Source organism: Pantoea sp. CCBC3-3-1 (assembly GCF_007981265.1).
Lineage (GTDB): Bacteria > Pseudomonadota > Gammaproteobacteria > Enterobacterales > Enterobacteriaceae > Erwinia.
This window is the reverse complement of record NZ_CP034363.1, coordinates 3,054,726-3,069,040: the sequence shown is the minus strand read 5'-3', so window position 1 is coordinate 3,069,040 and position 14,315 is coordinate 3,054,726. Positions and strand designations below refer to the sequence as shown.

At 53.1% G+C, this 14,315-nt stretch carries 13 protein-coding genes and 1 pseudogene; 5 read left to right on the top strand and 9 right to left on the bottom strand.

Annotated elements, in window-relative coordinates; genetic code table 11:
• Positions 1-1,299 carry an NtaA/DmoA family FMN-dependent monooxygenase gene (locus tag EHV07_RS14490; RefSeq protein WP_147198716.1) on the top strand — a complete coding sequence of 433 codons (1,299 nt, stop codon included), beginning with the start codon at positions 1-3 and terminating at the stop codon, positions 1,297-1,299.
• Between the two features lie 50 nt (positions 1,300-1,349).
• On the opposite strand, the gene ggt is transcribed toward EHV07_RS14490, so the two are convergent.
• From ggt to EHV07_RS14445, 9 genes and pseudogenes are all read right to left on the bottom strand, one after another.
• Entirely contained in the window at positions 1,350-2,972 is a 1,623-nt protein-coding gene (ggt, locus tag EHV07_RS14485) for a gamma-glutamyltransferase (RefSeq protein ID WP_147198715.1), read from the bottom strand.
• Positions 2,962-4,488, bottom strand: coding sequence for a class I adenylate-forming enzyme family protein (locus EHV07_RS14480; RefSeq protein ID WP_147198714.1), 1,527 nt, complete (start codon positions 4,486-4,488; stop codon positions 2,962-2,964). The genes ggt and EHV07_RS14480 overlap by 11 nt, the downstream gene beginning before the upstream one ends.
• A pseudogene (locus EHV07_RS14475) lies at positions 4,481-5,250 on the bottom strand (VOC family protein). Before EHV07_RS14475 ends, EHV07_RS14480 begins: the two are co-directional and overlap by 8 nt.
• Positions 5,247-5,657, bottom strand: coding sequence for a PaaI family thioesterase (locus EHV07_RS14470; RefSeq protein WP_097096891.1), 411 nt, complete (start codon positions 5,655-5,657; stop codon positions 5,247-5,249). The pseudogene EHV07_RS14475 and the gene EHV07_RS14470 overlap by 4 nt, the downstream one beginning before the upstream one ends.
• Positions 5,654-6,676, bottom strand: a complete 1,023-nt coding sequence (locus EHV07_RS14465) for a zinc-binding dehydrogenase (RefSeq protein WP_147198713.1) — start codon at positions 6,674-6,676, stop codon at positions 5,654-5,656. Before EHV07_RS14465 ends, EHV07_RS14470 begins: the two co-directional genes overlap by 4 nt.
• A 15-nt stretch (positions 6,677-6,691) precedes the next feature.
• Positions 6,692-7,669 carry an ABC transporter substrate-binding protein gene (locus tag EHV07_RS14460; RefSeq protein WP_147198712.1) on the bottom strand — a complete coding sequence of 326 codons (978 nt, stop codon included), beginning with the start codon at positions 7,667-7,669 and terminating at the stop codon, positions 6,692-6,694.
• A gap of 26 nt (positions 7,670-7,695) precedes the next feature.
• A complete protein-coding gene (locus tag EHV07_RS14455) occupies positions 7,696-8,463 on the bottom strand; it encodes an ABC transporter permease (RefSeq protein WP_217363413.1) in 768 nt (255 codons plus the stop codon).
• A 1-nt stretch (position 8,464) separates the two neighbouring features.
• Positions 8,465-9,199: an ABC transporter ATP-binding protein gene (locus tag EHV07_RS14450; protein WP_147198710.1), complete on the bottom strand. Its 735-nt coding sequence runs from the start codon at positions 9,197-9,199 to the stop codon at positions 8,465-8,467.
• Positions 9,196-9,894, bottom strand: a complete 699-nt coding sequence (locus EHV07_RS14445) for a GntR family transcriptional regulator (RefSeq protein ID WP_147198709.1) — start codon at positions 9,892-9,894, stop codon at positions 9,196-9,198. The genes EHV07_RS14450 and EHV07_RS14445 overlap by 4 nt, the downstream gene beginning before the upstream one ends.
• A 305-nt stretch (positions 9,895-10,199) precedes the next feature.
• Between EHV07_RS14445 and EHV07_RS14440 the strand changes: the two genes are divergently transcribed.
• The 4 genes from EHV07_RS14440 to EHV07_RS14425 all read left to right on the top strand — a co-directional run bounded on the left by EHV07_RS14440 (position 10,200) and on the right by EHV07_RS14425 (position 14,071).
• Positions 10,200-11,264 carry an ABC transporter substrate-binding protein gene (locus EHV07_RS14440; RefSeq protein WP_147198708.1) on the top strand — a complete coding sequence of 355 codons (1,065 nt, stop codon included), beginning with the start codon at positions 10,200-10,202 and terminating at the stop codon, positions 11,262-11,264.
• The gene (locus tag EHV07_RS14435; protein WP_147198707.1) at positions 11,261-12,559 is read left to right on the top strand and encodes an acyl-CoA thioester hydrolase/BAAT C-terminal domain-containing protein; all 1,299 of its coding nucleotides are present in this window, start codon (positions 11,261-11,263) and stop codon (positions 12,557-12,559) included. The genes EHV07_RS14440 and EHV07_RS14435 overlap by 4 nt, the downstream gene beginning before the upstream one ends.
• Before the next feature lie 104 nt (positions 12,560-12,663).
• Complete coding sequence (locus EHV07_RS14430) at positions 12,664-13,314, top strand: ABC transporter ATP-binding protein (RefSeq protein WP_217363412.1); 651 nt, start codon at positions 12,664-12,666, stop codon at positions 13,312-13,314.
• Complete coding sequence (locus EHV07_RS14425) at positions 13,307-14,071, top strand: ABC transporter permease (RefSeq protein WP_147198705.1); 765 nt, start codon at positions 13,307-13,309, stop codon at positions 14,069-14,071. The genes EHV07_RS14430 and EHV07_RS14425 overlap by 8 nt, the downstream gene beginning before the upstream one ends.
• Positions 14,072-14,315 lie beyond the last annotated feature (244 nt).

Genomic DNA, 14,315 nt, shown 5'->3' with positions numbered 1-14,315 from the left:
ATGTCCTCTTTACACCTCGCCTTGTTTCTCGAAACCACCGGTTGCCATTATGCGGGTTGGCGTATGCCCTCATCTCAACCTGTACCGCATCCCGCTGATTTCAAACAGCTCAAAGCGTTGGCGATGCAAGCCGAGCAGGCAAAGTTTGATCTGGTGTTTATGGCCGATAAATTGTCGGTCGATGATATCTATGGCAATCATTTTGCCGAAGCCGTCACCCACCGTGTCACCGAACGGCCCGATCCTTTTTCGGTGCTCTCTGCATTGAGTGCGGTCACGGAAAAGATCGGCCTCGCGGGAACGATCTCAAGTTCCTTCGCTAGCCCGTTTGCGGCGGCACGCACGCTGGCGACGCTTGACCATCTCTCTCAAGGCCGAGCAGGGTGGAATGTGGTGACTTCAACCAGCGGAGGTGAAGCCAGGAACTTTGGGGTGCCGTTGCTGAGCCATGATCAACGCTACCATAAGGCCGATTCCTTTATTGAAGCGGTGTTCCGCTTATGGGACAGCTGGGAGGATGGTGCCATAGTGGGCGATCGAGAAAAGGGAATTTATGCCGATGCCCGTAAAATTCATTACGCTGACATCAGCAACAAATGGTTCAACGTGCAAGGACCGTTAAACCTCTCGCGCGCTCCACAGGGCCGCCCGGTAACGATTCAGGCTGGTGGGTCAGGGGCCTTTACCGAGCTGGCGGCCCAGCGCGCGGACGCCATTTTTGCTTCGGAAAAGCCCAGTCTTGCTGCAGCGCAAGCCTACTACGCAGCAATCAAAGCCAAAGTTGTGCAGTATGGACGCTCCGCCAATAGCCTAAAAGTATTGCCGGGGTTGCAGCCGATTATCGGGGCGACACAAAAGGAAGCAGACGAGTTACTGGCTGAACTCAGTCAGTTGCATCATCCCCTGGCGACGCTGACGCACCTTTCAAACACCATGGATTATGACTGGTCACAACACTCACTGGATGAAGCCATGCCGGATATTCTCCCCCATCTAAGTCGGCGTGAACGTTTTGCTCCGATGCTGGATCACGCAAGAGAGCAGGGCATGACGCTGCGTCAGTTCACGAAATGGATAGCGAGAAGTGGCTTTATTGTGGCAGGCACGGCTGAAAGCCTCGCAGAGCGCATGGCGCTTTGGTACCAGCAGCGTGCAGTGGATGGATTTGTGATCATGCCACCCTGGCCCGGGGCGGCAGAGGCCTTTTTTAATCACGTTATTCCACTTTTACAGGAAAGAGGAATTTTCAGGGAAGCCTATGAACACGACACTTTACGCGGCCATTTGGGTCTGCAGTGAACCGTTCTGAAAGCTGGGTACTGCAGGCCAAAATGTGTGCCGCGCTGATCTTAAAATCCTAGCGCTTGCCCATCACGTCGGCTGTCGCTGGCCGCGACATAGCCGTGGTCAGGACTCTCTGAAAGTCGCCAGATAAACTGCCCGGCACCGAAATCCATGTAGGGATCGTAAATGGATTTCAACTGATGTCCGCGATCCTTTAGTTGCTGTGTCACATCAGTGTCAAAACGGTTTTCCAGGTCCAGTGTGAAATCGCGATTCACTTTCCAGCGTGGAGCATCGCAGGCAGCTTGCGGTTGTTGCTGATAATCCAGCATGCGAACCACCGTTTGCACATGCCCCTGTGGCTGCATATCCCCGCCCATTACGCCGAAACTCATCTGTGGCTGACCATTTTGCGTGAGGAACGCCGGAATGATGGTATGGAAAGGGCGTTTACCCGGCGCTAGCACATTGGCTGATTTAGGATCGCTAGAAAAACCTGCCCCCCGGTTTTGTAAGCTGATGCCATATTCCGGCACCACCACGCCTGAACCAAAGCCCATATAGTTAGACTGAATAAAGGACACCATCATGCCGCTCTCATCTGTGGTGGTCAGATAAACGGTACCACCGCTGCGCGGGATCCCCGCCACGGGTAAGCTGGCGCGAGAAATATCAATCTGGGCAGCCCTCTGTTTAAGATAGGTGGGATCCAGCATCTGCTCGGGCGTGACTTCCATTGATGTTGGGTCAGCCACATAACGGTAGACATCTGCAAAGGCCAGCTTCATGGCCTCGATTTGTAAGTGCTGGCTATCAACGCTGTCCAGCGGCAGGCTGGCAAGGTCAAAGTTTTCCAAAATGCCCAGCGCAATCAGTGCGGCAATACCCTGTCCATTGGGTGGGATTTCATGCACCTCATAGCCACGATAAGACTGGCTGACCGGTGTTACCCATTCTGGCTGATAGCGACGTAAATCTTCTAATGTCAGGTTGCCGCCGGTTTTTTGTGCCCACTTCACAATTTTTTCGGCTAATTCTCCCTCATAGAAGGCTCGTGCGCCTTGGTCAGCAAGAATGCCCAACGTTTTTGCCGCCGCAGAAAAACGAAACGCTTCCCCTACTTGGGGCGCACGGCCATTTGGCATAAAAGCGTCTGCAAAACCTGGCTGCTCCGCCAGAATCGGGACGGCTGCCCGCCATTTCTTGGCCACCATGGGTGCGACCGTGACGCCACGCTCGGCGATCTCTAATGCGCTCTGCATTAAACGGGAGAAGGGCAATTTGCCAAATCGGCGATGCAGTGCATCCCAGCCGGCGATGGCTCCCGGTACAGTAACGGAGTCCCAACCGCGTTCGGGTCTATTTGCGTGTCCGCTGGCATTGTCACCATAACGTTGACGGAAATAGTTGAGATCCCACGCGGCAGGGGCAGGGCCGGACGCGTTGAGACCGTGCAATTGCCCATCTGCCCAGACAAGCGCAAAGGCATCGCTGCCCAATCCATTAGATACAGGCTCGACGATGGTTAAGGTAGCTGCTGTCGCGATAGCAGCATCTACCGCATTACCGCCCTCCAGCAGGACTCGGTTGCCTGCCTGGGCAGCCAGCGGATGCGAAGTCGAAACCACGTTGCGCGCAAAAACAGGCGTACGTGCGGTCAGATAAAGGTTTTCCCAGTTAAACGCCATGCTCTTTCCTCTGTTGCACACGCTCTTCAGCGGTGAGTTGCAATGCCCGTCGGTCCACTTTATTGGTTCCGGCAAGGGGGAAACCGTCGGTCAGCCAGATATGACGCGGATGCTGATAGGCGGGTCCATGCGCTAAAGCCCATGCTTTAAGCGCTTGGGGATCCAGTTGCTCACCCGCGCGTGGAATGACCCACGCAACCGGTTTTTGCCCTTTGATATCATCTGTCACCGGTACGACACAGGCTTGTTGTACCTGCGGATGGCTTTCGAGCAACTTTTCCACCTCACCAGGCCAGATGTTTTCGCCACCACTGACAAACATGTCATCATGGCGACCGACAAACCAGTAAAACCCCTGCTCATCACGGCGGAAAACATCCCCTGTGATGTACCAACCGTCAGATGTAAAAGGAGGGGAGACATCAGGCCGTTGATGATATCCCAGCATCAGCGCTGGGCTTTTCATCTCTAATACGCCTTCTTGTGCGGGTTTATCCTTTCTGCTCTGCAGTCTCACGCTAATGGCGGGATGAGGATAACCCGGTGATCCCGGCGGTGTTGGCAAACCATCAGGATGCGAACTGAAGACCACCGGTCCAGCCTCGGTGGTGCCATACGCATTGATAATGCGCGCTTGTGGTAACCACTGACGCAGTGCCTTGTAGAGGCTATCGCTGACGGGTGCTGAACCCATGCGAATCACCCTTACGCAGGAGAGATCGACTGAGGCTAACAATGCTTTTTCCTGCAACATCATCGCCAGCATGGGGGGGACGGCCGTCAGCCAACTGCATCGGTAGCGATCAACCGCTTGTAAATAGGCTCGGGCTTCAAATTGCGGCAGCAGGACGGTGGTGACATGGCTGGCGAGCGTTAATAACGCCAGCGCAAGGGCATTCATATGATAGAAGGGCGCCGCAATCAGCACTTTCTCGCCCGTCAGTTCCTGCGCGGTCAACCGGGTTTGTACTACCCAACGGTGACTGGCGTGGGTTAAACGAACGCCTTTCGGCATGCCGGTAGAACCCGAGGTATAGAGCATTAAAGCCAGATCATCGGCCTTGGGAAGCCAGGCGGTGAATTCACCGTTACGTTCCAGCGTAGTCAGCGCGCTGCCAAAAGCTACCTGTGGCAAATCCGTACTGACGCGTGCAAGTTGATCGCTGTCACCCAGCAGCAGTTCGCTGCCGCTGTCAGTGAGAATGCGTTCAATCGTGCTAACCGGAAAACGAAAATTAATCGGTACCGCCACCAAACCCGCGCGCATGATGCCCAGCAGGCAAGCAATATACTCAATCGAGTTACGTGCCAGAAGCGCAACGCGGCTCCCTGCTGGCCACCCGTACTGTTGCAAGCCAAGTCCGATGGCATCTGCACGGGTATTTAACGTGCGGAATGTGATGGTATTTTGTCGCTCATCCTGCGGCATCAGAAACGCGATCCGATCGCTTTCACGCAGGCTGGCGTGAAACACGCCGAGGTTTTCTGGCCAGTCTAAAAATGTCTTGTTAGTCATCGGTAAACTCCAGCACCATTTGCAGAGCCGGAATCGCAACACGAAGTTGTCCTGTACGCTGCTCATGCGGAAGGCCAATCGCTGCTGCCACTTGTGATACCAGTGTCAGGTCTCGCCCCGAAATCTGTATGGCAGCAAACCAGCTTTCACGTTCAGTCGCCAACGGCAGCAGCACACCGTATTCTTGGTGCCATTCCGCTGGACTGATGACGTGTAAAAGATCGGTTTGCCCAAGACGCGCGTATTGCTGTGCGGTGGCGACAACCTCTTTTGCGACCACAATCAGCGACTTTATTCTGCCCGGCTGAAGCCATTCGTCACGCCAGACCCACTCAGGGGTATGGTGCTGACAAAAGTAAACACGACCTGCGCTAAAGCTACCGGCTTGCAGGCGCATCGTGCTGAAGCGTGCTTCGCCACTGGCCTGAGCGCTGACGACCTCTCGTGAGATGTGTTGTACCGGTTGTACGGCGAATCCTGACTGACGTAGCGTATTTTCAGTTTGGGCGGCATCTGTCGTGGCAAACACTAACCCATCAATACCGACCGGGCTCTCCAGGAGTTCGCGTCGCAAGGGGTCGCGCTGATCTGGCAGACCAATCAGCTCCAGAAATGATGCTCAAACATGATCAGATGATTAATCGACCCCAGGCTGTGATATCCGCGCGGGGTTAAGTGGAAGCCCAGGTCTGCAAACAGCTTTGCGCTGTCATCCAGCGCAAAATGGCTATTAATCACCAAATGATCCAATGGCAGGATCATGCTACCCCCTGTGTGACCGGCGTGGCATAAAGACCCCGTCCGCTTGCGACCAGTCGACCTTCCGCATCATGGATCCAGGCTTCCGCACTGGAGGCGAGTTTGCCGTGTTTGATGACTTTGGCGCTTACCGTAAGATCACCGCGTGCAGGGCGATGGTAATCCACGTGCAGATTCAGCGTTGGCACGCCTTTTTGTGTCCAGGCAACCAACGCCCAGTCAGCTGCAAGGTCAATCAGCGTCGCCAGAATTCCACCATGAATGTAGCCACCCGCAGGATTGACCACAAACTCAGCGCGAAACGGAACCTGTAGCGTAATTTCCCCTTCCGCTACGTTGAATACTTTCAATCCCAGCCATTGATGATAGGGGCCTTGCAGCAGTTTTTGTTCGACTTCATGTGCATTCATGACTGAGCTCCTGATGAGGGATTAACAATGACTTTGCCGAGCACTTCACGGTCGCGAATCAAACGTAACCCTTCAGCGGCTTGTTCAAGAGGTAAAACGCGATCGATTAATGGTGTAATCTGGCCGTTGGCAACCATGTGCAGCAGCGCGGTTAAATCTTCCTTATAGAAACTGTTTGAGCCTTTGATATTCAGCTCAAAACTCCAGACATAACGTAAATCTTCTTTTGGGTCGTAACCCGCAGTTGCACCACATACCAGTAGCGTACCGCCGCGTTTCAGGCACTTCAGCGAGGGGCGCCAGGTTTCTCCACCGGTAAAGTTAATCACCACATCAACGCCCCCTTCATGCGTGCGGCGCTGCGGTTTTCCATATTTTTCGATCGCCCAGCGCGAGAAGTCCTGCTCGCGATAATTCACCACATGGTCGGCACCTAAAGCTTTCAGCGCTGTGGCTTTTTCATCACTGCCCGCACAGGCAATCACTTCCGCACCAAGGTGTTTCGCCAGCACCACACAGGCCGTGCCAACACCGCCGCTGGCGCCTAAGATCAGCACCTTGTCACCCGCTTTCACGGTATTGTGGGTTATTAGCATACGGTGCGCCGTGCCATAGGCCACGGGCAGGGCCGCCGCATGTTCGAAGCTCACCTTTTCAGGGATGGCTATCAGCTGGCTGGCCTCAACCAGCGCATACTCGGCCATGCCGCCATCAATCATCTCGCCCATCAAACCGACGCCGGGTTTCAGTGGATTCACCAACACGCGATCGCCGATGGCCCAGTCAGCGACATCCTCACCCACGCTGGCGATGGTGCCGGCTAAATCCAGCCCTGGCACAACCGGCAACGGAATCTTGATGCCCGGCATGCCCTGAACGGTGAACACATCGTGATAGTTGAAAGAGGAAGAGTGAACCTGCACCACCACGTGGCCCGCCTGGACAAGTGGCTGGGGCTTGTCAGGATCAATCTGCAATTGGTCAAGGTCGCCGTGTTGGTTTAATACCAGCGCTTTCATGAGTTGTACTCCGGTTTAGTTCAGGGTTTTGGATTGAAGGTAAGGGCGGTTATCAAACAGCTGATTGTTCAATGCACCTTTGACTGCGCCGCTACTGAGCAGTACCGCATGCTCACGCTTCAGCGTGTCAATGTCGGCTGTTTCAAATGACATCTGGTTCATGCGATCCCACAGGCCGACATAGGCACGGGCCTGGTCTTCCGGCAGATTTGCTTGAGTCTGAAGAATTTTCAGGACCTGGTCGGGATGGGTGCGGCCCCACGCCAGCGTGTCACGCAAGGCGGCAATAACCTGGGCAACGGCTTCAGGGTGCTGTGCGATCAGCTCGCTGCGTGCGGTGCCGACGCCGATATACGGCAGCGCATCGCTATGGGTAAGCTTTTTCCATTCGTCGGCATAGGTCGCGATGACGCGCAATTTCAGCTCTGGAAGTTGCTGAACGGTCAGCGTACGCAGGGCTGCGGCATCAATTTGTTTTTGCGACAAGAACTGCGCGAGGCGGGACTCGTTGCCACCAATCAAGGCAAAGTCATTGGCCGTGATGCCGGCATTTTCTTGTAACAGAGTGGTGCCAATTACCGCCACCGATGAGCCTGCCGGAGACATGCCTATTTTTTTACCTTTCAACTGAGCTAGCGAGGTAATGGGCGAACCTTGCGGCACAACAAAGGCCACGTCGGCGGGCTGGGTAGCGGCAATGATTTTGACCGGCACACCTTCTGAAGCCATGCTAAATACGCCAGCAACCGGTGCGCCGAATGCTAAATCAATCGATCCCGAAGCTAATGCCTTTAACGGTGCGTTTACATCCGGGAAATGCACGAACTCTGCATCGATCCCGCGCTTCTTAAGAAACGCCTGGTTTTCAAGCACTGCGCCGTAACCGAGGCTGACGCCCGAGGTCCAGTATCCGATACGAATTTTTGTGTTGGCAAAGCTAAGCTGCGGCAACAGCGTGGCCAGCAGCGTGAACAAGACAAGCAGCTTTTTCATGACATACCCCTGATGAAAAGAATGAGTTATATACGTTTTTTCCAGCGGAAAAGGTGTCGCTCCAGTGGCTTCAACAGACCACCTTCCAGCAACAACATCAGTGCGACGAGTAGTAGTGTCCAGGCGAAAACCTGGCTGGTTTGCACCAGGTCGCCGGCCTGGCGCAGGCGGTAACCGATCCCATCCGATGAACCGAGCGTTTCAGCCACCAGAGACACGCGCCAGCCGAAACCAAACGCCAGACGCGCACCGGAGAAGAAGTAGGGCAAAATTGAAGGAAAATAAATTTTTGACAGCAGTTGTCTGCGGCTCATGCGGAAACTGCGTGCCAGCTCCACAAACTGGGTTTCCACATTCAGCGCGCCCTGCCAGACGTTGGTTAAAATCAGCGGCATCGCTGTCATAAACACCACGAACACCGTGGTGGCGTCTGATATGCCAAACCAGATGATGGCAAAAATGGCCCAGATGGCTGAAGAGACCGTATTGAGGACTGCCAGCAGCGGTTCACAGAATCGTGCGACACGCGGATTGGCACCGAGCACCAAGCCGCAAAGCGTGCCGATAAGTGCGGCCAGCGCAAAACCTGACACCACACGCCCCAGCGTTACGCCAATGTCATGAAATAAGGTGCCGGTATGCCACAACCCAAGCAGAGCCTGCCAGGTCGCACCAGGGCTGGGTAAAATAAACGTCGGCAGGTGCTGCGAACCTTGCCACCATGCCAGCAGAAAAATACCCATCAGGACCAGACGTTGGATGAGCAGACTGAGCGTGCGTGAAAGTAATGTCATTTCACACCTCCAGCCTGAGCAAACGAATCTGTTCATTGACGTCAGGGAGAGTGGCAATGCGCGGTCGCGGTAAGGACAATGCCGTTTGCGAGTGAATACGACCTGGGTGCGGCTTCAGCACAACGACCCGATCGGCTAATACAACGGCTTCTTCAACATCATGCGTCACGATAATAATGGTCATTGCCGTTAGCGCCTGGATGCGTAAGAGTTCGTTGTGTAGCGTACTGCGCGTTTGAGGATCAAGACGTGAAAAAGGCTCATCCATCAGCATGATTTGCGGCTGCACCACCAGGCTGCGCGCCAGCGCAACACGGCTGCGCATGCCGCCAGACAATTGATGAGGCCAGTGCTGGGCATAATCTGCGAGTCCCACCAGCTTTAAAGCATCACTGACGCGTTGCTGCTTCTCAGATTTGCTCAGTGCGCTATTTTCCAGGCCAAAATGCACGTTTTGTTGGACTGAGCGCCAGGGTAGCAGTCTGTCCTCCTGAAACAAGTAGGCTACCTGTTGCCATTGCTGAAAATGCTTCGCTGCTGTTCCCTGAATAAGAATGTCGCCACCATCGGCATCAAGCAGACCGGAAATGAGATTGAGCAACGTGCTTTTTCCACCTCCAGAGGCACCAAGCAGAGCGACAATCTCTGCATTTTGAATGCTTAATGAAATTTTTTCCAGAACAGGCTGGTGGGCGAAGGATTTACTGACATCCTTTAACTCTATGGCCGCGCTCATTCAAATATCTCCCGCGGCAACACAGGTAATAAGGTGCCTTTTTTGCTCAGGGTGGCATATATTTTTTCCAGCGTCATCGCCTGGAAAGTCTCAATATGTCGGCGTGCAATAGTTTCAACGCGTTTTGCATCACCCTCTATAAACGCCTCAATCATGGCATTATGGTCATGTTTAATTTCGGGTTTAATTCGCTGAACATTAAATCCCAGTGCCACCAGGCGCGACATTTCATCCATCAGCCCTGACAAGGTATTAATCAGGTGTTGATTGCCCGTTGCTTCCGCGATGGTGAGGTGAAAGCGTTTATTAGCATTCATAAAAACATCGATGCGCGTAGAGAGCGGAGCAGCCACTTCAACGCGGCACTGCGCTTCCAGCGATTTAAGCAACTCAATATCCACTTTCCCCACAGCAAGGCGTGCTGCAAGCGGTTCGAGCGCGGCGCGCACCGTGAAGATCTCTTCTACGTCTTGCACAGAAACCGGTGCAATGCGATAGCCCTTGCGCGGTCGGGAAACGACAAGTTTTTCATGGCTTAGTCGGGTCAACGCCAGACGAATCGTGCTCTTACCGGTGTGATAACGCTCCATTAATTCAGATTCAGTCACCAGCGATCCCGGCAGCAAGCGGCAGGTCAATACATCGCGGCGAATCGTATGGTATGCCTTATCACTTAGAGATAAAAAATCAGTCACGCTGGCCTCTCAGTATGCCCTTGTGAGCTGCTCACAGGGCGAGGTTGAAGAGATGAGTTAGCGCATTCTTAATTAAACATATCGTCATTTCCTAATAATTAAATCAGTAATCTAATCTATAAAAATGCATAGTGTGGGCTGCTCACACACAGACACTTAGCATTTTACTGATTAAATTCGCTTTAATTATTCTGAGCATCCCACTTCATCCAGGAAATGCACATAAATAGATAAAGTTATTTGTTCTTGATTCAAAATCACTCCTTTACCCTGGTGACCAATACTCATTACCCAGGAAATAAAATATGCGACTGCAGTGGGTTTTATTTTCGCTTTTATGTGCAGGTGTTGTTCCGGCTAAAGCGGTTGATAATGTAACGGTTGCGCTGGCTATACCCTTAGCCGTACATGATGGCGCACCTTACGCGGCAGCACAGGAATTGGGACTGTTTAAGCAACAGAATCTGGCGGTAAATCTGGTGGTGTTCCAGGGTGCTGGCGCTTTATTACCTCAAGTTGCCAGCAAGCGCGTGACTTTTGGTTTTCCTGTTTCAGAGCCGGTGATATCCAGCTATTTCAGCGGCAAAAATCCTTTTCCGTTACGTTTTTTCTATAACGGCACGCCATCACAAACCATGGAATATGCGGTTTTAGCCGACTCACCCATTAAAACGCTATCTGACCTCAAAGATAAAAATATTGGTGTAGGCGCACTGACGTGGGGCACGATTCCTAACAGCAGAGCCGCGCTTAAGGTGGCAGGATTGCAACCCGGTAAAAATGTCCAGTTCGTCGCCGTAGGAGCGCTGGGATCAGGATTTGTTGCTTTACGGAATAAGCGGGTCGATGCACTGAATTTTAACAGTAGCTGGGACGATATTCTGGAATTGTCGGGAACACCGATTCGACGTATCGCTTACCCTGACGTGTTTCAGGAAAGTGCCGGCAATGGCTTTATCGCCCATGAGGATACCTTTAAAGATAATCCGGATCTCATCCGCCGCTTCGGCCGTGCCTATACCGAAGCGCACTATGTGTGTGAAATCAATCCAACCTATTGCGTGCAGGCGTTTTGGCGCCAGAACCCGGAAAACAAGCCGGCAAATGCCGATGCCAAAGCACTTGCTGATGCAACCACGCTTCTTTCACGCCGTCTGCATCGCACGCTTTATAGGGAAGACGGCTCGCGCCGGAGACCGGGTGAATACGATCTGAAAGTGATCCGTTCTTCTGTCACCGCCATGGCCCAGGCCGGTGAGTTCCCCAGCGCTGACGTACCCGTCGATCGCATCTTCTCGAACCAGTTTGTCGCCGCTTTTAATGACTTTGATAAGCAAGCCCTGAAAAAACGCGCCGAGGAGGCAAAATGAGCGCTCAATTATTCATCGACCATCCCGACGATTTGATTGATCGACCACGCCAGATTCGTGCAGTGGGTCTGGCTGAAGGCGTCGCCACGCTGACCACTGACTTTGTGCATGCTGATGGCAGCATCTGGCAAAGTGTTGCTCGCTTTGATATCGATGGATCGGGGGTGTTAAATCTCGACACGGCAGCACCGATTGAGGGGGACTGGTCGCTAGCGGAACCGGGAGCATTCATTTGGGCGTTGCGAAAGCAATCTGGAACTAACGATCCCAGTTCAAATGAAAGTCTGGCGCCGCGCGAATTGCAATTGCAGCTGCATGATGCGAAAGGTGAGGTCGCTACGGCAACACTTACGCAGCGTATTCTCGCGGACGGCGTTGTTCGACGCGAAGTCCGCGAGCAAGGATTGTCTGGCACGCTGTTCACGCCGTCAGGCACCGGGCCTTTCCCCTTGGTCATTGTGCTTAATGGTTCTGGCGGCGGTATGCCTGAATCCCGTGCGGCGCTGTTTGCGGCGCAGGGTTATCAATCACTGGCACTGGGATATTTCAAAGCGCCAGGCAGACCTGATTACATATCCGAAACGCCGCTTGAGTATTTTGAGCAGGCGCTAATTTGGGCTCGGCAAGCATTACAGCCGCGAGCTGACTTTATCGCGGTGGCAGGGCACTCACGAGGGGGTGAGCTGGCGCTGCTGTTAGGTGCAACTTATCCCGATCTGGTTTCAGCGGTGATGGGTTATGTGCCGAGTGCTGTAGTGCACGGCACATTACGTGCTGGACGCCCAGACGAGCCAAGAGATGCCATCGCCTGGACCTATCAGGGGCAACCTTTACGCAACATCTGGCAGGACAACCCCGCAGCGGATTGGCATGCTTTTGATCATCCACCGCAGCCCGGTGCACCTATCCGCCAGGCGCCTGCATTCGTGGCTGTTGAGCAACACGCTGCCAGCCTGACAGCTGCACGCATCCCTGTTGAGCGTATTGCCGGACCGGTGCTGCTCATCTCTGGCAGCGATGACGGGTTTTGGCCTTCTCGTGATTATTGCCGTCGCATTGAAGAAACGCTGCGGGCTCATCGGCATCGCTGGCCTGTGGAACATGTGGAGAATAACGGTGCGGGCCACGCCATTGGCTTTCCTGGTGTTCCGACGACTGACATCGCGCGTGTGCATCCGGTGGCCGGCGTTGTCATTGATGGCGGTGGCACCGCGCTGGAAAATGCACGAGCCAACCAACGTAGTTGGGAGCGGGTACTGGTATTTTTAGCTGCTGCAACATCGGCTCAGTCATGATTGAGGCACTGCAACTTCGGGATATTGAACTTACATATCCGACACGTCGTGGCACGATCCAAGCCTTGTCGAACGTGAATTTATCCGTGCGGGAAGGGGAGTTTGTGGCCATTCTGGGTCCTTCTGGCTGCGGCAAATCGACCTTACTCAAACTTGCGGCGGGATTATTACCCGCCAGTGGTGGGGAGATAACCCTTGGCGGCCATCCCCTGTCAGGTCCAGGTAAACAGACCGGCGTGGTCTTCCAGAAGCCTAATCTGTTGCCATGGAAAACGGTGCTAGAAAATGTACTGCTACCGGCGCGTACACTGGGTCTGGCTATCGTGCCAGCGCGCTTGCGGGCCTACCACATGCTGGAATTGGTGGGCTTGGCGGAATTTGCAGCGAACTATCCTTTTGAGCTCTCCGGCGGAATGCAACAGCGAGTGGGTATTGCACGAATGCTTTTACATGACCCGCAGCTATTGCTGATGGATGAACCCTTTGCGGCACTGGATGCGCTCTCAAGAGAAACGTTAATGCTGGAGTTACAGCGTATCTGGGAACAGCAGCGCAAATCCGTGCTGTTCATCACCCACAGTATTCAGGAAGCGGTGTTTCTTGCCGACCGCGTGCTGGTGATGTCGCCACGGCCTGGCACGCTGGTTGAAGATTTAACCATTCCGTTGCCGCGTCCGCGAACGCTTGAAACGCTTGCCGACCGGGACTTTATGCAGTTATGCCAGCATTTGAGGAGCTATTTTACTCATGCGTAAGATTATGCCATTCCTTTGCCCGACCATCAGTTTGGCGGTGCTGCTACTGCTGTGGGACTTTTCGGTACGGCTTTTTGCTATTCCTGATTATCTTCTGCCCGGCCCAGCTGCGGTGTTCTCAGCCCTTTATCAGGGGTTCGCGGATGCCAGTATCTGGCCGCATATTGCTGCAACATTAAGTGAAATTGCCTTGGGTTATACCTTTGGAAGTCTGTTGGCTATCGCTCTCGGCATCGTTCTGGCTGAATCCACTACCTTTGAACGATTTGTTTATCCGCTGCTGGTCGCCTTGCAGGCGATGCCCAAAGTCGCATTAGGTCCCATTATTCTGGTGTGGTGCGGTTTTGGCATCGCCTCCAAAGTAGTCTTGGTCACTCTCGTGTGTTTTTTCCCGTTGTTCGTTAATACCGTAAATGGCATTCGTCGCACGGATAATGAATTGTTAGATACCTGCCGGGCATTTTCAGCTTCGAAAGTTTACTTATTGATTCATGTGAAACTTCCATCGGCTGCCAGTGAAATATTTTCTGGATTACAGATTGGTGTTTCACTGGCGTTAATTGGAGCCGTTGTTGCCGAGTTTTTGTCAGCTCAACAGGGTTTGGGATATTTAATTGCTTCCAGCTCCGTCAATATGAGCCTGTCAACGATGTTTTCTGGTGTGTTGCTATTGGCGGTAATAGGCATATGTGGTGCTCATTTTGTAAAAATACTGCAGCGTAAGGTTGTTTTTTGGGAGGTATTAACAAAGCGTTAATCTAAAATTGGGGGTGTTTAAAAGATGCATTCAAATGTGTTTAATTACATGGTGAAGATTATGAAAATTCATTTAAAATTTAATTTGGGTTGTCGATTTTCTGAAATAGGTTTTGGCCTGAACATCTCATTCTGACCAATGAAAAGCTGTACTACCTGATTTTTGATGCGGTGTTGGTATAAAAAACCGGCCACGAAATCTTGTCATATCATCAGATCCCCGGCATCAAAGAACTGCTGACGCG